Annotated in this window: 16 protein-coding genes; 2 read left to right on the plus strand and 14 right to left on the minus strand. The window is 61.4% G+C overall.

Features of this window, described 5'->3' with window-relative positions:
* Positions 1 to 57 precede the first annotated feature (57 nt).
* The gene (locus ACP7BO_RS11580; RefSeq protein WP_426210469.1) at positions 58 to 1,287 is read left to right on the plus strand and encodes an MFS transporter; all 1,230 of its coding nucleotides are present in this window, start codon (positions 58 to 60) and stop codon (positions 1,285 to 1,287) included.
* A 54-nt stretch (positions 1,288 to 1,341) separates the two neighbouring features.
* Here ACP7BO_RS11580 and ACP7BO_RS11585 read toward each other — a convergent pair whose 3' ends face one another.
* The 6 genes from ACP7BO_RS11585 to frlA all read right to left on the minus strand — a co-directional run bounded on the left by ACP7BO_RS11585 (position 1,342) and on the right by frlA (position 6,852).
* On the minus strand, positions 1,342 to 1,620 hold the full coding sequence (locus ACP7BO_RS11585) for a hypothetical protein (protein ID WP_426210471.1): 279 nt from the start codon (positions 1,618 to 1,620) through the stop codon (positions 1,342 to 1,344).
* A gap of 72 nt (positions 1,621 to 1,692) precedes the next feature.
* On the minus strand, positions 1,693 to 2,709 hold the full coding sequence (locus ACP7BO_RS11590; RefSeq protein WP_426210473.1) for a hypothetical protein: 1,017 nt from the start codon (positions 2,707 to 2,709) through the stop codon (positions 1,693 to 1,695).
* A 66-nt stretch (positions 2,710 to 2,775) separates the two neighbouring features.
* The gene (locus ACP7BO_RS11595; RefSeq protein WP_073510030.1) at positions 2,776 to 3,507 is read right to left on the minus strand and encodes a GntR family transcriptional regulator; all 732 of its coding nucleotides are present in this window, start codon (positions 3,505 to 3,507) and stop codon (positions 2,776 to 2,778) included.
* Between the two features lie 81 nt (positions 3,508 to 3,588).
* The gene (gene frlD / locus ACP7BO_RS11600; protein ID WP_426210475.1) at positions 3,589 to 4,377 is read right to left on the minus strand and encodes a fructoselysine 6-kinase; all 789 of its coding nucleotides are present in this window, start codon (positions 4,375 to 4,377) and stop codon (positions 3,589 to 3,591) included.
* A gap of 49 nt (positions 4,378 to 4,426) precedes the next feature.
* A complete protein-coding gene (gene frlB, locus ACP7BO_RS11605; RefSeq protein ID WP_426210477.1) occupies positions 4,427 to 5,455 on the minus strand; it encodes a fructoselysine 6-phosphate deglycase in 1,029 nt (342 codons plus the stop codon).
* A gap of 20 nt (positions 5,456 to 5,475) precedes the next feature.
* A complete protein-coding gene (frlA, locus tag ACP7BO_RS11610; RefSeq protein WP_426210479.1) occupies positions 5,476 to 6,852 on the minus strand; it encodes a fructoselysine/psicoselysine transporter FrlA in 1,377 nt (458 codons plus the stop codon).
* A 331-nt stretch (positions 6,853 to 7,183) separates the two neighbouring features.
* Here frlA and ACP7BO_RS11615 point away from each other — a divergent pair, with 331 nt between their 5' ends.
* Entirely contained in the window at positions 7,184 to 7,585 is a 402-nt protein-coding gene (locus tag ACP7BO_RS11615) for a GFA family protein (RefSeq protein ID WP_426210481.1), read from the plus strand.
* 52 nt (positions 7,586 to 7,637) lie between these two features.
* On the opposite strand, the gene ACP7BO_RS11620 is transcribed toward ACP7BO_RS11615, so the two are convergent.
* From ACP7BO_RS11620 to ACP7BO_RS11655, 8 genes are all read right to left on the minus strand, one after another.
* Complete coding sequence (locus tag ACP7BO_RS11620; protein WP_426210929.1) at positions 7,638 to 8,339, minus strand: tRNA (adenine(22)-N(1))-methyltransferase; 702 nt, start codon at positions 8,337 to 8,339, stop codon at positions 7,638 to 7,640.
* Positions 8,340 to 8,443: 104 nt separating this feature from the next.
* Positions 8,444 to 11,281 (minus strand): TonB-dependent receptor domain-containing protein, encoded by a 2,838-nt coding sequence (locus ACP7BO_RS11625; protein WP_426210483.1) that lies wholly within the window; start codon positions 11,279 to 11,281, stop codon positions 8,444 to 8,446.
* 96 nt (positions 11,282 to 11,377) lie between these two features.
* Positions 11,378 to 12,343: a FecR domain-containing protein gene (locus tag ACP7BO_RS11630; protein ID WP_426210485.1), complete on the minus strand. Its 966-nt coding sequence runs from the start codon at positions 12,341 to 12,343 to the stop codon at positions 11,378 to 11,380.
* Positions 12,340 to 12,846 (minus strand): sigma-70 family RNA polymerase sigma factor, encoded by a 507-nt coding sequence (locus ACP7BO_RS11635; protein WP_426210487.1) that lies wholly within the window; start codon positions 12,844 to 12,846, stop codon positions 12,340 to 12,342. Before ACP7BO_RS11635 ends, ACP7BO_RS11630 begins: the two co-directional genes overlap by 4 nt.
* 148 nt (positions 12,847 to 12,994) lie before the next feature.
* Positions 12,995 to 14,386 carry a dihydrolipoyl dehydrogenase gene (gene lpdA / locus ACP7BO_RS11640; protein ID WP_426210489.1) on the minus strand — a complete coding sequence of 464 codons (1,392 nt, stop codon included), beginning with the start codon at positions 14,384 to 14,386 and terminating at the stop codon, positions 12,995 to 12,997.
* Positions 14,387 to 14,396: 10 nt separating this feature from the next.
* The gene (locus tag ACP7BO_RS11645; protein WP_426210491.1) at positions 14,397 to 15,620 is read right to left on the minus strand and encodes a pyruvate dehydrogenase complex dihydrolipoamide acetyltransferase; all 1,224 of its coding nucleotides are present in this window, start codon (positions 15,618 to 15,620) and stop codon (positions 14,397 to 14,399) included.
* Positions 15,620 to 16,105 carry a VOC family protein gene (locus tag ACP7BO_RS11650; protein WP_426210493.1) on the minus strand — a complete coding sequence of 162 codons (486 nt, stop codon included), beginning with the start codon at positions 16,103 to 16,105 and terminating at the stop codon, positions 15,620 to 15,622. Before ACP7BO_RS11650 ends, ACP7BO_RS11645 begins: the two co-directional genes overlap by 1 nt.
* Entirely contained in the window at positions 16,102 to 18,294 is a 2,193-nt protein-coding gene (locus ACP7BO_RS11655) for an alpha-ketoacid dehydrogenase subunit alpha/beta (RefSeq protein ID WP_426210495.1), read from the minus strand. The genes ACP7BO_RS11650 and ACP7BO_RS11655 overlap by 4 nt, the downstream gene beginning before the upstream one ends.
* Between the last annotated feature and the right edge of the window lie 37 nt (positions 18,295 to 18,331).

Consider the following 18,331-nt stretch of genomic DNA (forward strand, 5'->3'; position numbering starts at 1 on the left):
TCGCGTGAACTTGATTCCCAGGAACAAGCCAACAGCTATTTGATGAGATTTTTTTGAATGACGGCTCAACCACTAGACACCCCCACAGGTGATGCCACCGGCACGCCGCAGACTGAAGCGCTCGCCGATCACTGGGGTGGCATCTTTGCGATGACACTGTGCGTATTCGCGTTGATTGCCTCGGAGTTCATGCCTGTCAGTTTGCTCACGCCGATCGCTTCGGATCTGCACATCAGTGAAGGACTGGCCGGGTATGGCATTGCCATTTCCGGTGCCTTCGCGGTGCTGACAAGCCTCTGGATTTCCAGGCTGGCGGGCGCTATGGACCGCAAGACGCTGTTGCTGCTACTGACCGCAATCATGTGCGTGTCGGGGCTGGTGGTCGGCCTGGCGCCAAACTATACGGTCTACCTGATGGGGCGTGCGCTGATAGGGGTGGTGATTGGCGGGTTCTGGTCGATGTCGGCAGCCATGGCCATGCGCCTGGTTGCGCCCCGTAGCGTGCCCAGGGCGCTGGCAATCTTCAACGGCGGCAATGCTTTGGCAACCGTAGTGGCCGCCCCGCTGGGAAGCTACCTGGGGAGTGTCATCGGTTGGCGAGGGGCTTTTTTCTGCCTGATTCCGGTAGCGATCATTGCGTTTATCTGGCAGTGGATCAGCCTGCCAGCCATGCCGGCGGCGCCGCGTAAAACGGGGGCTGGCTGTGTCTTTCGATTGCTCAAGAGCCCTTTGATCCGTTTCGGCATGTTGAGTGTGGGCACCTTCTTTATGGGGCAGTTTGTATTGTTCACCTATCTGCGCCCGTTCCTGGAAACCGTCACAGGCGTAGATGTCTCCCTGTTGTCGATGATCCTGCTGGTTATCGGTGTGGCGGGGGTTGTCGGAACCCTTGTGATCGGTACTTTCCTGAAAGCCGGCATGTACCGCGTCCTTGTCTGCATGCCACTGTTGATGGCCGCCATTGCCCTTTCCTTGATTGTCGCTGGCAGCTCAGTGGTGGCAGCTTTTGTATTGCTGGGGCTGTGGGGCCTGATTGCAACGGCTGCACCTGTGGGATGGTGGTCATGGCTGGCCAATGCGCTGCCCAAGGATGCTGAAGCCGGTGGTGGACTGATGGTGGCGGTCATCCAGCTCTGCATTGCACTGGGCTCTAGCGTCGGCGGCCTGTTGTTCGACGGGAGTGGCTACCGCATGACCTTTTTCGCAAGCGCTATCTTGCTGGTGCTCGCGGCGGTACTGGCCTTGTTCACATCGAGGAGTCGGGCAGGACAAAAACACCATCGGTGAAACAGCTGTAGCGCGACAAGACAGTGACGGCTCAGGTGGCATGATCCAGAGAAATCAGCGCCCGGCTTTGTTCCGGCGAATCAGCAATATGAAAAACCCTGCGAGCTGACTTGCGATCACCCCGATCACCAGGCTCTTGCCCCACAGGGGCAGCGTGCCCAGCCAATCAACCAGATAAACCAAAAGCACTGCACAAACCAGGGTCCAGCACGTGATGACAACCCCGCGTATCACTCTCGGATAACGCCGATACCACCTGAAGGGCCCCTCTTCTTTAGCCTGGGAATCAATCAGACCCAGCAGTTCCAGAACAGCCATAAGCAATTCAATCATGCTGTTTCAATCCAGTGTTTTTTGGGGCCGCGGACACGCGGGTGATCGGGCGGATTGAATATAGCAGCCTGTTTACAGTGGCCCAGGCCGCAAATACGCCGCAGTCATTGCGCCAGTCTTTAAACAGCTCGCGAGCAAGCTCGCTCCTACAGAGACGGCATAAACCCCTGTGGGAGCGGGCTTGCCCGCGATGGCCGCAACTGCGCCGCAGCCATCCCGCCAGTTCGCGTTTTCAGAGACGGCATAAACCCCTTTGGGAGCGGGCTTGCCCGCGATGGCCGCACGTGCGCCGCAGCCATCCCGCCAGTTCGCGTTTTCAGAGACGGCATAAAACCCTGTGGGAGCGGGCTTGCCCGCGATGGCCGCAACTGCGCCGCAGCCATCCCGCCAGTTCGCGTTTTCAGAGACGGCATAAACCCCTGTGGGAGCGGGCTTGCCCGCGATGGCCGCAACTGCGCCGCAGTCATCCCGCCCGTTCGCGTTTTCAGGGACGACATAAACCCCTGTGGGAGCGGGCTTGCCCGCGATGGCCGCACGTGCGCCGCAGCCATCCCGCCAGTTCACGTCTTCAGAGACGACATAAACCCCTGTGGGAGCGGGCTTGCCCGCGATGGCCGCACGTGCGCCGCAGCCAACCCGCCAGTTCGCGTTTTCAGAGACGGCATAAAACCCTGTGGGAGCGGGCTTGCCCGCGATGGCCGCACGTGCGCCGCAGCCATCCCACCCGTTCGCGTTTTCAGAGACGGCATAAACCCCTGTGGGAGCGGGCTTGCCCGCGATGGCCGCACGTGCGCCGCAGTCATCCCGCCAGTTCGCGTTTTCAGAGACGGCATAAACCCCTGTGGGAGCGGGCTTGCCCGCGATGGCCGCACGTGCGCCGCAGCCATCCCGCCAGTTCGCGTTTTCAGAGACGGCATAAAACCCTGTGGGAGCGGACTTGCCCGCGATGGCCGCACGTGCGCCGCAGCCATCCCGCCAGTTCGCGTTTTCAGAGACGGCATAAACCCCTGTGGGAGCGGGCTTGCCCGCGATGGCCCCACGTGCGCCGCAGTCATCCCGCCCGTTCGCGTCTTCAGAAACGCAACACACCCACTGCTCATTCCACCCGCCCGGTTTCCGGCAGCAGGTACTACCGGCGGTGAGCTGAGAATGGCTTCAACGGGAAGTATTATCGATGGTCAAACTCACCCGGTTGGCCCGGCAGTAGAGCTCGGAACAGTGCACGGGACGGCCGTGCTGGTCGTAGGCGGTTTTGCCGATGCGGAATAACGGCTCGCCGGGCTCGCAACCCAGCCATTTGGCTTCGGCCTTGGTGGCGGTGTACACGTCGATGACCTTGCGGTCACTGCGCACGCTGGTCTCGTAGTCGTCATGCAGCAGTTGATAGGTGGAGTGCCCGGGCTGGTAGCGCTGGTCAAATTCCGGGTAGCGCGCCAAGGGTATGTAGGAATAGTCGATGAACAGCGGCTCGTCTTCCAGGTACATCACCCGCACCAGCTTGAACAGGCGCCCGCCCTGGGGCACGTCGAGCCGTTGCTGGTAATCGTCCACCGGAATCAACTCCTGCTTGATCACCGCTTCGCGGGTGTTCTTGCCTTGGGCAATGCCAAAATCGGTAAAGCCGCTGACCGTGAGCAGAGCATTTTCGACCTTGCGCCCTTGCACGAAAGTGCCTTTGCCCTGCACCCGGGTGAGTACGCCATCTTTCACCAGGTCGGTGATTGCCTTGCGCACCGTGATGCGACTCACACCATAGAGTTCACACAGTTCGGGCTCGGTGGGGATCTGCCCGTCCACCGGGTACACGCCCTGCTCGATGGCCTCGAGTATCCGCTGGCGAACCACCGCATAGAGGCGCTGGGACGAATTGCGCTGCAAGCCGGGCATGGACCATCCTTGTTGAATAACGAACACGGCGGCCAGTATAAGGGCTACCGCTTGCGCCGCCAGCTTTTCCGGGGCCGGCGTTCAGTCCCAGGCGCCCTGGCACTGCAAGGTCCGCGCCGCGCCGGCTGCGCCCTGCTCCATGGACTGTTTAACGCCGAGGCCACAGGCTGCGGCATATAGAAACCCGGCGATAAACGCGTCGCCCGCGCCCATGGTGTCGACGATGTTCACGGGCAGTGCGCACTGGCGGTAGAACTGCTGGCCGTCATAGGCAAGGCTGCCTTCAGCGCCGAGGGTGGCGATCGCCGTGCCTGCGCCCATGCCAGTCACTTCGCGCAGGCGGCCTCGCAGTTCGGGGGTGTCCGCGGGCGCCGAGGCGAAGGCATAGTCCAGGCTGGGGGGCAGCTCGCGCCAGAGCGGGCTGTCCCATTTATCGGCAAAGTCAAAACTGATGATTTTACCCCGGGCTTTGAGCCCGGCCAGGTAAGGCTCCACGTGGCCCCAAATGCCCGCGTGCACCATATCGAACTGCCCGATCCAGGCCAGGTCCTGTTCACTCAGATAAAAATCGCTCATCACCCCTTCCGCATAATCCCCCAGCACCCGGTCGCTGCCGTGCAGCTCGACGAACGTCAGTGCGGTGCTGCCTGGCTTGACGTGTACGTGGCTGACGTCCACGCCTTTGGCTCCCAGCTCGCGTCGCAACTGTTCGCCCCAGGCATCCTCGCCCACCCAGCCGATGTAGGCCGGGCGCATGCCATGGCGGGCACTGTGCACCGCAACGTTGACCGCGTTGCCCCCGGAAAACCCTCGACCCAGCGCCGGGTATACGTCAATGCAGTTGTCGCCGACAGTAACCAGTCTTTTCATGACCATTGCTCCGTGAAAAGGCAGGGCGACCCGGGTCGCCCTGCGGCACTCAGTACTCCACTAGGCCGCCGTAGTAGCGACGGTCGTCAGGGTTGTGGTCTTTATAGATGGAGAGGTAGTAACACAGCCACTCCATGGGCACGAACATCAGGAACGGCGCCAGCCAGGGATGCAGGCCGTGACTGATCTCGGCGTAGTCCACGACGATCACATCATCGGTGTATTGCTTCACAAAGCGGATGGCCCGCTCGGTGGTATGCCGGCTTTCATCGGTGCCCAGCAAAAACAGAAACGGCACGCCAGGCTCGACCACTTCCAGCGGGCCGTGACGGAACTCGCCGCTTTCGAACACGCTGCCGTGGGTCCAGGTGAACTCCATCAGGGTAACAATGCCTTCCTTGTAAGCCAGCGGCCGCAGGGGGCCGGCGGCCACGGTGTAGATCATCGGCCAGGCCGAGGCACGCTCGCCCAGTGCACGGCCTTTTTCTTCCCAGCCACGTACCAGCTCGCCCAGAACCCGGGGCAATTGTTCAAGCTCGCGGGCGATTCTGGCGACATCCGGGTGCGGGGCAGGCTCCAGCCGCCTGATCATTTCCAGCGCCACGGTGTAGCACAGCAGGAGGTGAATCTCCCAGATGCAGTCCGCCTCGTAGGCCACGACTTGTTCGGCCACTTGCGTAATCGGGCTGTCCGCCCGCTTGGTGAAGGCGGCGGTCATGGCCCCGCGTTCGCCGGCCAGGCGCAAGGCCTGGATCACCTCTTCGGTCTTGCCGTAGTCGGACACGCCGATCACCGCGCAGCGCTCATCCAGCCGATGGGGCGTGTTGTCGCAGAACTCCCACCCCGAATAGGCCATGCACTGCAAACCGGAGTAACGGTCCACCAGATGCTTGGCGGTCTGCGCCGCGTTCAGCGGCGAGCCACAGGCCACGAAGTAGATGCGATCGACGCCGCGGGCAAGCATCTGTTCGACAATGGCCTTGACCTTGGGCACATCCACTGCCAGCACTTTCTCGACTTCCTGAACCATGTTTTCGGTGACCAGAAAATCCACCGTGCTTTTATCGATATCCAGCATGTTGTTGTCTCCAGGGGTAATCAGGTCGGTTGTACTTCGAGGGCGGCAAGGCGCTTGTTGCGCCGCTCCCAGTAGGCGTAGGCAGGCAAGCCCGTGGCGATCACGACCAGCGCGCACACCAGGCCCTGAACCGGGGCCCAGACAAATGTGGAGGCCACCAGGATCAGGCTCGACGCCAGGGCCAGAAAGGTCATCAGGCCGAAGGCCGGGGTGCGCCACAGGGGGTTGTAGTCCGGCTGGCGACGGCACCAGATGATGGAGCCAAACGTGAGGGTGTTCTTGAAACACATGACCAGGGTGAAGTAGCCCAGCAAGGCTGTGAGGTCAGAGGCGTAGACGAACACAATACCCAGCGCGCACTGCAGGATGATCGAGTAATCCGGTGTGTGAAAACGCGGGTGGACATGGGCAAAGCATTTGAAGAACAGGTTGTCCCTGGCCATGGCGTATTCCAGTCGCGGCTGGTACATCACGCAGCTGGACAGCGAGCCGAGGATCACGATGATTGCCGTGACCGCGACGAAGATCCCCGCTATTTCGCCCAACGCCGGCAGGTAGGTAAGCGCATCGGAAATAGGCGTTTCAGAGCCCAGCAATCGATCGAAGGGCATCATCCCTGTGATCACCAGCGCCAGCAGCGAATAGAGCACCAGCACCAGCAGGCAGGAACCAATCAACGCCCGGGGCATGGTCTTGCCTGGTTGTTTGATTTCGCCGGTCATATAGCAGATAGACGCCATCCCGGTGTAGGACCAACTGGTGGCAGAAATACCGGCCAGCAGCGCCATCAGGCTTGCGCCCAACCCCAGGCCCAGGCCGGACTGGGAAACCGTGGTTGCGGTGAGGTTGTCGCCCTTGATGTAGAAAATACCCAGGCCGATGACCATGGTGAAGGGGATGATCTTGGCCACGGTAATCAGGGTCTGGAAGGTGGCCCCGCCCTCTACGGAGCGCAGGTGCAACAGCATGAAGCAGAGGATCAGTACCGTGGCCAGCAACTTCCCGAACAACGGGCTTACCGGCAGGATGAAGTTCAGGTTACTGACGATGGCCAGGGCCATGATTGACAGCGAGGGTGCGTCGTTGGCCCAGAAGCTGGTCCAGCCTGACAGAAACGCCAGCGGCCGGCTGCCGGCCTTTTTCAAGTAGATGTAATCCGCACCGTTCTCCGGGTAGGCCGTAGAGAGCTCGGCATACACGCACATCTGCGGGATAACAATCAGCCCGCCGATCACAAAGGCGAGGATGGTCAGCAGCGGCGAGCCTGCCGCCTTGGCCACCTCCCCCACCGAGACAAAAATACCCGAGCCCACAGTGGTGCCCACCGCGATAGCCAACACCGGCCAAAAGCCCAGCTTGCGGGCCAGTTCTTTTGAATGCCCTTCTGAAACCTGCATATGCCCACCCGATTGTTTTCGTTATTTGGGGGCCGCCCCACCGGGCGGCGCTGACTACGCAACGCAATTTACAACTTTGTTTCGCTCTTCTTTTTGATATGACGATATATAACGTCTTGCAAAATAATGTAGCAGGCAGCGGCAACTGCGCAAGGCATTTTTTGCGTTAATTCAGGGCGAAATAGATGGGGCTGCAGGCTAGACAGCTGGCGACCGCATTTACGGTCAGGCGGGGTTTGTGAAGGCGTATTGCCCCACTCAAAGTCAGAAGCAGAGGTTCGACTGAGCGCAACAGGATGGTTAAGCTGGGGCTCTTTTCAGGGAGAAATATATGACCGGGAACCACCAGGGCAGCTGCCTGTGCTCGGCAGTCAGATACGCGCTGCTCACTGCACCAAAAGCCGTCAGTCACTGCCATTGCAGCCAGTGCCGCAAAGGCCACGGCGCAGCATTCGCGTCTTATGCCAGCGTGCCCCGCAGCGCACTGCGAATGCTCAGTGGCAGCGCCAGCATCACTTCCTATGCCTCATCGGAGTCAGTGCTGCGCGAGTTCTGTGCGCACTGTGGTTCGACCCTGTTCTGGTCACGTACTGATGGCGAATTCAGCGACTGGGTTTCGATAGCGCTGGGCACACTGGACACGCCCTTTACGCCGCCAAAGCAACAACACCTTCATGTTGCCTCCAGTGTTCACTGGTACACCCCCATCGAATCAGGTGCCAGGGGCGAATAACCGCTGCGGGTCGATAACCACCCGCCGTCGTAGCCAAGCGGGCAGCTGATATTCAGGCGCCTGCCAGCAGCTCGATGATCCAGCCAGCTTCCCGTGCGATCTCTTGCACCTTGTGCTCGGGCACGGCCTGTTGCGCCCGGGCCAGATTGCTCAGGTTCTGCTGCTTGTGGCGCAGGATACGTTGCCACTTGAGCAGGAATGCCGGACTGCGGGCCTGCATCTGCAGCGGGCCGAAAAACAGCTCCCGGGCGGTGTACACCACAGGCCCGTCACGTTCGGCGACGATGATTTCGTAGTCGAAACGGTTTTCCTGCAGCAATTCCTCGTGGAGGATCCGGTAGCCGTTTTCCATCAGCCATTGGCGCAGTGGCTGCTCGCCGCCGTTAGGCTGCAGGATCAAGCGTTCCTGGCCGCTCAGATGCGCCTTGCCACTGTCGAGGATGTCGCGGATGGTCTCACCGCCCATGCCGCAGATGCTGATAGCGGTGATTGCATCGCCCGGCTCGATTGCCGCCAGACCATTGGCCATGCGCACTGTGATCCGCTGCTCCAGGCCGTTGTCGCGCACGGTGCGTTGCGCCGCGCTGAATGGGGTCAATGCCACTTCACCGGCCACCGCTGCCGATATAACGCCTCGGCGCATCAACGCCACCGGCAGGTAGCCGTGGTCCGAGCCGATATCGGCCAACCGCGCACCGGCTGGCACATTCGCCGCCACGCGTTCCAGGCGCATGGACAATGTATGTTCGTTCAACTGCAGTTCCTTTTCACCACGAATGTCCGACACCCATAGAAACGGTGCGGCGGCCATAATGCGTGCTGAGGCCAGCAGGGTAAAGCGCAGGCCGGCGCCGCTCCCTAGAACTTCGTTACCAGGCCCATACGTAACGTTCTGCCGGGCGCAGGCATAAAGCTCTGAGCAAGCGGGTCCAGGTAATAGCGGTTGGTCAGGTTCTGCAACGAAAGATTCAGGTTCGTGTGCTCCTGCCACTTGTAGTTGAGGAACAGATCAAACAGCGTCACCTCGTGATAGACCAGTTGCGGCGTGGTGGCGCCGGTCTGCCAGTTGTTGTCGGCCGTGACGGTCGGACCCGAGGTGTGGGTAACACGTGCGCCGAGCGTCAGCGTCTGGTCAAAAAAGCGCAGACCCGAGGTCAGATTCGCTGAAAAGCGTGGAGGATTCTGAGTGTTGGTGTAAGAACCCATAAAGCTGCCCGGCGTACAGTCCGGCGTGTTGCTCAAGTCCTGGTAACGGTTCGAACTGGCGCGCAAGCGGGCCGCGAATACCGAGTCGCAGGTTTCGGTTTTCAAATAGTAGGTGGATGACAGGTCTGCAAACATGCGGCCCGAGTCGTAATGCGACTGCAACTCCAGGCCACTGGTTTTAAAACTGTCGGTATTGCTGAACTGCATCAGCCCCATCAGGCCCGGGGTCGGATCGTAATAGCGGGTGATGTAGTTTTTGATGGTGTTGTTGAAATAGGCAATTTTGATGGCCGCCGAGTCGCCGTCGAACAACAGGTCGGTTTGCTGAGTGCTGGCGCCGATTTCCCAATTGCTCGAGCGTTCGGGTTTCAAGCCCTTTCCGGGCATGGTCTGCAATACCCCCTGGCTGGTTTCAAACAGTGAAGGCATGCGCAGGGCCTGGGTGTAGGACGCATAAACGAACGTATCCGGCGCCAGTTCAATGTTGAAGCCAATGGCAGGCGCAAACGCGCCGCCGCTGTCACTCTGTTTGCCGGAATATTCATAACCGGTCACGACACTGCTGGTCTGAGCGGGGTAGACAATTGACTCGGTCGCACCGAAGTCGTTGTAGCGTATGCCTTCAAAGGGGTAGTTGGTGTTATTGAAGACGATTGCGTTGTTCAGCCTCGGGTCGGTGGCGTCCGTGTATTGCCCGTTCTGATCCGGGAACCACATCATGTTGCCGTTGGTACCCGGTTTCATGACCCTCAGGTACTTCACCTCGCGGTCCTCGCGCACCCCTTGTGAATGGGTGACGTGATCCTGGGTCCGGTAGTAGGTATAACGCCCGCCGCCCCAGAGGGTCAGGCGGTCAATCGGCAGGTACTCCAGCTTGCCGTTAAGGCTCAATTCCTGGCGGGATCCGTCGCGCAAGCTGCGGTTGGCGTTGATGTCGTCCTGAGTGGTGACCACGCCCTTTTGTGGGCGAAGTTCCTCGGTCTGAAACGAGCCACCCAGGTCCAGTTTTAAATCGCCATAGCCCGTCTCGAACCGCGAAGTATTGGCCAGGTCACCGCCGATGCGGCGGTCGGCCTGGCGGTTCCAGTTGCGGTCCGAGCGATAGGCCTGCGAAGTTGGCGCCAGTACCGACGTCAGCTGGCTGGTCTGTGCATCCGTCATCCACAGATTGGCCGTGAGGTCCACCAGCGGGTTGCCGGCTGGCAAGTAGTTGTAGCGCGCGGTGTAGGTATCAATCCTGGTGTGGCCCAGGGGGTATTGGTAAATGCCTCCGGTGCCAAAACGAAAGATATCCGAAGGCATGATTTCGCCAATATGACCGTCGTAACGACGAAAGCCCAGGTCCAGCGTATGCCCGTCTACCGGGCGTATGGTGGTTTTGAGCAGCATCGATTCGGTCTCGGCCGAGGAGTTAAGGACCTCCTCACCGGGGTTATAGGTGGTGGCGACGGTCATGTCTTCGCGGCCCCAACGGTCATAGGTGCGGTAGCGATCCTGGCCTTTTTTGCCGGCGAAATAGTTACCCTGGTTGCGGTGGGCGTAAGCCGCGACGACGTCAAACATGTCATGGGTATAGGCGAAAGCCGCACTGCCGGACTCGGCCTCGGAACCGAGCAGGCCTCCACGGTTTTTGTGCGGCTGCGAGTACAGAGGCTCTGTCGCGGAGTGGCCATCGCGAGAGGCAGGAGCGACACCGTTATTCCACAGGTCCCCCTTCAGGCGCAGTCCGACGGTGTTGCCATCGCGCAAAATATCCTCAACCCCCAGGGTGCGCATTTTCACCGTACCGCCGATGGCACTGGATGTCAGGCTCGGCCCCTTGTCGATCTCGATGTCGCTGATCAGGTCCGGGTCAATGTAGCTGCGTTGCTGCGTACCGGCATAACCCCGGTAGACATCAAGCGCCTGTTGCGAGCCGTCGACTGTCACAGCTACCCGGCTTTGCCCCTGGATTCCGCGAATATTGACATCCAGGCCACCGCCATTACGGCTGTCTCCCACCTGGACGCCCGGCTGGCCTTTGAGCAGATCGCCGGTCGAAATAACGCCAAAACGCTGCATGTCTTCGCCGGAGATATACACGGAAGAGCGTGGCGCCGAGTACACCTGTTTTTTGCCAGGATCTTCGCCGATGACTTTTTGCGAGGGCAGGAGCACGGCCCCTCCCCCCTGATACAACTCGAAGCTGCCGTCATCCTGAGGCTGATAACTCAGACCGGTTCCCGCCAACAGCCGGGACAGACCGTCCCGGGTGCTGAAATCGCCATGCAGGCCTTTGCTGGTCTTGCCTGCTGTCAGCGTCGAGCTCCCCGCCAGGCTGATCCCAGCCTGCACGCCAAAACGCGAGAGCGCCTGGTCCAGCGGGCCGGCATCAATGTCGTAATAGAGGCGCTCCTGGGCAGCAAAAACGGCAGCGCTGTACAGCGGCTGCACACTCAGAATAAGCAGGCCAAACGTGCGGGCACACAAAACACTTGCTGGGGAAATCATGCAGGGCTCCTGGAGGTGAAGGCCCACCTGTCTCGGTGGGTGATTCCTGTAGGCCCCGCCAGTTTTGAAAAACTATCGTCAATCAAATAAAAAAACTCACACCGCCACCACCGTCACCCAGTAACGGCTGCGTCGCTCGATGCGAACGGGCAGCGCACGGGCCACCAACGCCAGGGCGGCATCGGTGTCGTCGAGCTGGAAGCTACCCGTCACACGCAAGGCCGCGACCTGCGGGGCACAACGCAAAATACCCGGCCGGTAACGCGAGAGCTCGGCCAGCAGGTCATCAAGGCGCATCCGCTCAGCCGGTAAAATGCCGCGCAACCAAGCCTGGGCCAGAAACCCGTCAGTGGTATTTGCCGCATGCACCCCCTGACTGTCGACCTGTGTTCGCCAGCCGCTCTCCAGTAGCAGGGGCGCAGGTTCATATCGCGAACGCACCCGCACCAGGCCGCGTAACACGGTCACCTGAGTACCCCGCTGATCATGGCGTACCAGCAGATCAGCGTCGCGGCTGTGCAATACGGCGTCAGGTGTGAGCAACTCCAACGGACGCGACTCGACCCGCACGTCCAGCGCCAACTCGCCCTCGATCAATTGCACGCGGCGCAGATCGGCATGCAGTTGCAGATTCGCTGCGCTGGCGGTGTTCAACCATAACGAACTGCCGTCAGCCAGCGCCCAGCGACGACGCTCACCGGTCCCGGTGCGGTAGCTGGCCATGGCTGAGCGCACCAGAGTGCTGTCCACGCCTTGCCAGGCAATCCCGGCAAGCAGACTGATTGCCAACACGCTTTTGAGTACTTGCCTGCGCCGCTGAAGATCTGCTCCGGCCGACTCCAGGGCCCGGCGGGCGGTCGCATCGGACAAAAGATCTGCCCCGGGCTGCTGCAACAGCGCCAGGCTGCTGACACGCTGCCAGGCGTATTCGTGGGCTTCGCTGGCCTGACGCCATTGCTGCAATGCCTGATGGTCCGTTGCACTCATCAGCCCGGACTGCATGCGCACCATCCAGTCGATGGCGCTATCGCGCACACGAGGGGGAATCGACAGGCCGCTCATTCAAAACGGCTCGCATAACACACACCGAACGCCTTGCTCATGGCCCGCTGTACCTGGGCCACAGTCAGGTCCAGCTGCATGGCGATTTGCGGGTAGGTCAAACCGTCGAGCTGAGACAGAAAGAAAATCTGGCGCACCCGCACGGACAACCCCACCAACAACGAGTCGAGTTGCAACAGGGTTTCAATCATCAGGTAGCGGTCTTCTGGCGATGGCTCAAGAGCATGTGGACGTGCGGCCAGCGCTTCGAGATAAGCCCGTTCTATCGCCTGACGACGCCAGCGGTTGATCAGCAGACCATTGGCGATGGTCGCGAGAAAGGCCATGGGTTGGCGCAGTTCATGTACATCGTGCTGAGCGCGCAGCACGCGGATAAACGTGTCGTGAGCCAGATCTTCGGCATCGGCACTGTGGCCTAAACGCCGATGCAGCCAGCCCCGAAGCCAGCGGTGGTGATTGGCATACAACTGCTCGACGGGCGAGGCAATCCTGTCGTGACCCATGTCAGATTCACTTAATGCAAATGATAATGCTTCTCATATTATTATTTGTCGCGGACGCTTGTACAGCGCCCGTGTTGTCGGCTCCGTCATTGACGCCGGGGCCCGAGGCAGGTGCACCTGCCCCGGGCATTCAGTCGATGCATCACGCTCAGTTGTGCAGCGCCCGCCCGTACGCGGCCAGTACCGCTTCGTGCATGGCCTCGGACATTGTCGGGTGCGGCAGGATGCTTTCGATCAGCTCGGCTTCGGTGGTTTCCAGCCCGCGCGCAATGACGTAGCCCTGAATCATTTCGGTCACCTCCTCACCCACCATATGCGCCCCCAGCAGCTCGCCGCTGTGGGCGTCGAACACCACCTTGACGAAGCCATCGGTGGCGCCCATGGCAATCGCCTTGCCGTTGGTCACGAAAGGAAACTTGCCCACGTTGAGGGTCTTGCCGGCACTGCGCGCCTGAGCTTCGGTGTAGCCGACACTCGCCACTTGCGGGTGACTGTAGGTACAGGCCGGCACGCTGCGCGGGTCCAGTGGATGCGGGTTGCCACCGGCGATTTTCTCGACACAGATCAGCGCTTCGTGGCTGGCCTTGTGTGCCAGCCACGGCGCCCCCGCCAGGTCTCCTATGGCGTACACGCCCGGCTCGCCGGTGCGACAGAACTCATCCACCAGCACATGGCTGCGCTCGACCTTGATCCCCGTGCCTTCAAGCCCCAGCTCCTCGACATTGCCGACAATGCCCGCCGCCACCAGCACTACATCGGCTTGCAGCGTTTCATGGCGTTTGCCTTCGAGGCGCAGGTGCACCGCGCCCTGCTCCACCTTACTGCCTTGCACCGCGCAGCCGGTGTACAGACCGATACCGTCGCGCGTCAGGGACTGTGCCACATGGGCGCTGATTTCCTGATCTTCCACCGGCAGGATCCGCTCGGCCATTTCGACCACGCTGACCTGCGCACCGAGGGCGTGATAGAAGCTGGCGAACTCGATACCGATAGCACCACCCCCGATGATCACCAGACGCTTGGGCACGCTTTGCGGCACCAGGGCCTGGCGGTAAGTCCAGAAGTGCTTGCCGTCCGGCTCCATGCCCGGCAGCACCCGCGCCCGGGCGCCGGTGGCGAGGATGATATGCGCCGCGCCGAGGCGCAGCTCACCCTGATCTGATCTGACCCGCAGTTGCTGCGGTCCGTCCAGTCGTGCATGACCGTTGAATACCTGAATGCGGTGCTTTTTCATCAGCCCGCCAACGCCCCGCTGCAACTGCGCAGCCACATCGCGGGAGCGTTTGACGATGGCACCCAGATCCGGCGTGGCCTGCCCGACTTCGATCCCGAAGCGGTCGGCGCCGCGGATCATGCGCAATACATCGGCGCTGCGCAGCAGCGCCTTGGTCGGGATGCAGCCCCAGTTCAGACAGACTCCGCCCAACTGGGCCTTTTCCACCAGGGCGGTGCGCAAGCCCAGCTGGCTGGCGCGGATGGCGGCAACATACCCGCCGGGGCCGCCGCCAACCACGATTACATCGAATTTACTATCGCTCATCGGGACTTCCTCAGATCAGCATGCCCAGCGGGTTTTCCATCAGGCCCTTGAACACTGCCAGCCATTGCGCCGCCAGCGCGCCATCCACGGCCCGGTGATCCACCGACAAGGTGCAGCCCAGGACCGAACCGATCTTCAGTTCACCGTCTTCCACTACCGGTATTTGCCGGGTGGCGCCCACTGCCAGAATCGCGGCCTGGGGCGGGTTGATAATGGCGCTGAACTGCTGCACGCCGAACATACCCAGGTTACTGATGGTGAAGCTGCCGCCCTGATATTCCTCGGGTTGCAGACGCCCTTCACGGGCACGCCCGGCCAGTTGCAGTACATCCGCGCTGATTTGCGACAGGGTTTTGCCATCGGCATTGCGCACCACTGGCGTGATCAGACCGGTATCGGTGGAGACCGCCACACAGACATCGGCCTGGTGATAGCGGCGCAGCGCCGTGTCGGTCCAGCTCACGTTCATCGCCGGCACCTGCCTGAGGGCAATTGCCACCGCCTTGACGATAAAATCGTTGATCGAAATTTTCCTCGGCGCGCTCTGGTTGACCTGCTCGCGCAAGGCCAGCAAACGCTCCATCCGGCACTCCACTTCCAGATAGAAGTGCGGCACCGTCGCCTTGCTTTCCACCAGACGCCGAGCAATGGTCTTGCGCATGCTGCTGTGGGCAACTTCTTCAAAACCGGCCCCGGATACCGGCATGGCCACCGGTGCAGGCAACACACTCGGTGCGAATGCTGCCTCAACATCGCGTTTAACAATGCGCCCGTTCGGCCCGCTGCCCTTGAGGCTGGCCAGATCCAGCCCCTTGGCCGCAGCCAGTCGGCGGGCCAGGGGGCTGGCGAAGATGCGCGCACGTGCAGGCCCGGCCGTCGCCGCTGCGACATGGACCGGGGCTTGCACGCCAGGCGCATCAGCGGTAACCGGCGCACTGGCCGCAGGCACAACACCGGCACCGGCCAACAACGCGGCGATATCGACATTGCTTTCACCGACGCCAAACAGCACCCCGATCGGGGCGCCCACTTCCACTTCACGCCCCGCTTCGACGAGGATCTTGCCCAGTACTGCATCCTCTTCAGCGGCCAGTTCGACCAGCGCTTTTTCGGTTTCGATCTCGGCAATGCAATCACCGAGGCTGATTGCATCGCCTTCCTTGAGGGTCCAGTTCTGGATCGCGGCGTGGGTCGCGTTGGCCGACACCTCAGGCATACGTAATAGCTTGGCCATCAGGCACTCCGTTGGTTGAAAAGGTCGGGACGGTAGGCGGCGATATCGGCGTACTCGACCAACTCCAGAACGTTGCCTTCCGGATCACGGCAGAACAGCGCTTTCACATCGGGACGCAGCTGAATCGCGGTGTCACCGGCGAAAAAACGCGCACCGGCGCGTTTCAGCTCAGCCGCCAGGCTGGCAATGTCTGCGACGATGAATGTCAGGTAGCTCGCATTGCGGCGCTCGAGTATCAAGCCCTCGGCCTGGGGTTCGGGTGCGCGCTGCGGCGCGAGCAACTTGATCCGTTCGCCATAGGGTGTCTGCAGCCGCACCACGCTGTACCCGCCCTCACTCAGGCCAACCTGTTGCGCAGCGGCGGCCGGCATCTGCACCTGGGCAATAAAGGTAAAACCCAGCACATCCTGATAGAACTGGCTGAGGGCCTGCAGATCAGCGCAGCAAATCCCGACTTCCATTGGTACCAGCATCTTCATGCTCATTGCTGCGCTCCTTTTTCATCCATGACCTGTTGCAGGCCTGCGACCACTTCTTCGGTGCGGGCACTGGCCGCGCGCTCCAGGATTCTGGAAATACTCGGTGAACCTTCGCCACCGGTGACACGCTGAATCGGCTGATCGAGCCAGTCGAAGCAACGGCGCTGCAACTCATCTGCCAGCCAGCCGCCATAGGAAGTACCCCGGGCGCCCTGCTCGACGATCAGCACATTGTTAGTCTTGCGGATACTGGCCTCGACCGTGGCCCAGTCGAAGCTGGCGCGGTCCAGGAAGCGCAGGTCGATGACCTCGGCATCAATACCGGTCTGCTCCACGGCTTCCAGCGAGTGCCCGACCATGCTCAGGTAGGTGAGGATGGTCAGTTCGCGGCCTTCACGGCGTACCGCAGCGGTACCGAACGCAATCTGATAGTCCAGATCGTCCACCGGTACATCACCGCTGTGGCTGTACAAGTCGACGTGCTCGATTACCAGCACCGGGTCTTTGCAGGCCAGCGCAGCATTCATCAGGCCGATGTAGTCGAACGGCGTAGACGCGGCAACGATGCGCCAGCCCGGGCTGGTGACAAAGATCCCCGCCGGGTCCATGGAGTGCTGGGAGCCGTAGCCGGTGCCCATGGCGATTTTGGTCCGCAGCACCAGCGGCACGTCGCTTTGCCCGCCGAACATGTGCCGGGCCTTGCCGATCTGGTTGAACACCTGGTCGGCCGCCACCCACATGAAGTCGGGGTACATGAACTCCACCACCGGCTTGAAGCGGCCGTCCAGGGCCAGGCCGCCACCCAGGCCGCAGAAGGCGTTCTCGCTGATAGGGGTGCCGAGGGTGCGCTTTGCAAAGCGCTCTTTCAGGCCCCGGGTTGCACCGTTGGTGCCGCCCTTGAGGCGGTGCACGTCCTCACCCATGACCACGATGCTGTCATCGGTTTCCATCCGCCGGTTCATCACGTCGGCAATGGCGTCGATGAACTTGCGTTTTTCCAGGCCGCCGCTGTAGCTCGACTGCTCACAGGTGCGGGCCTCGGCCAACTCGCTGAGATCGCCGCGGATACCCACGTCGCGAAAATCCGGCGAAGGCCATAATTGTGGACGAATCCGGCGCTTGCCCGGCTTGCCGTCCGGGTCGGCTTCCAGCAGTTGTGCCGCCGCCTGGACCATGGCCTGCTTGATGGTTTCGCGCAGCCCGGCCACACCGGCGTCATCGATCAGGTCGCGTTTTTTCATTTCCACGGCCAGCCGCTCCAGCGGATCACGGGCACGCCAGCTTTGCTCTTCTTCCTTGCTGCGGTAACCGAAAGCGCTGCCCGGGAACGGGCCGTTCTGATGGAAAAAGCGGTACACATCGGCCTCGATGACGGTCGGCCCGTTACCGGCACGCATGTGCGCCAGCGCTTGCTGCATGGCCAGGTAAACCGCCAGCGGGTCCATGCCGTCAACCTTCCAGCTCGGGATGTTGAAGCCCAGCCCCCGGGCCGACAGCCGCGGTTCGGCGGTGGCTTCTTCCACCGTGGTAGACACCGCGTAGAGGTTGTTCTCGATGAAGAAACACAACGGCAGTTTCCAGGCGGCCGCCAGGTTCATGGTCTCCAGCACCGAACCGATGTTGACCGCGCCGTCGCCAAAATAGGTGACCGCCACGGTATCGGTGTTCGCATGCCGATGGGCCCAGGCCGCGCCGGCGGCCAGCGGTACGCCGCCACCGACGATGGCGTTGGTGCCCAGGGCACCGGCTTCGGCCCATTGCAGGTGCATCGAACCGCCACGGCCTTTGCAGAAGCCCTGGGCCAGACCGAGAATTTCCGCCAGGGTGCGTTGCAGCAGATCCTGGATCGCGGGGGGCACCGGCGCTTTCGGGTCAATCCCGTCGGGCATCAGGTACACCAAGGCCTTGGCCAGAAACTGGTGGTGACCACGGTGCGAACCGTTGACTTCATCCGCCGCACCCAGCGCCACGATCGAACCTGCCGCGCCCCCTTCCTGGCCGATGCTCGAATGCGCCGGGCCATGCACCAGGCCTTCACCCGCCAGCTCCAGCACGGTCTCCTCAAAGGCACGAATCAGGTGTAAATGGCTGAGCAACGTGCCCAGCAACACAGGGTCGGCCTGCTTCCAGTCGGCGTCGGTGGTACTGAGCTCGACCCACGGCGAAGCCGGCGACAAGGCAACACTTTTCGGCATTTTACTTCTCCACAATTGACTCAAATCGACAGGCCGC

Source organism: Pseudomonas sp. TWR2-1-1, from assembly GCF_049897045.1.
Classification (GTDB): Bacteria; Pseudomonadota; Gammaproteobacteria; order Pseudomonadales; family Pseudomonadaceae; genus Aquipseudomonas; species Aquipseudomonas versuta.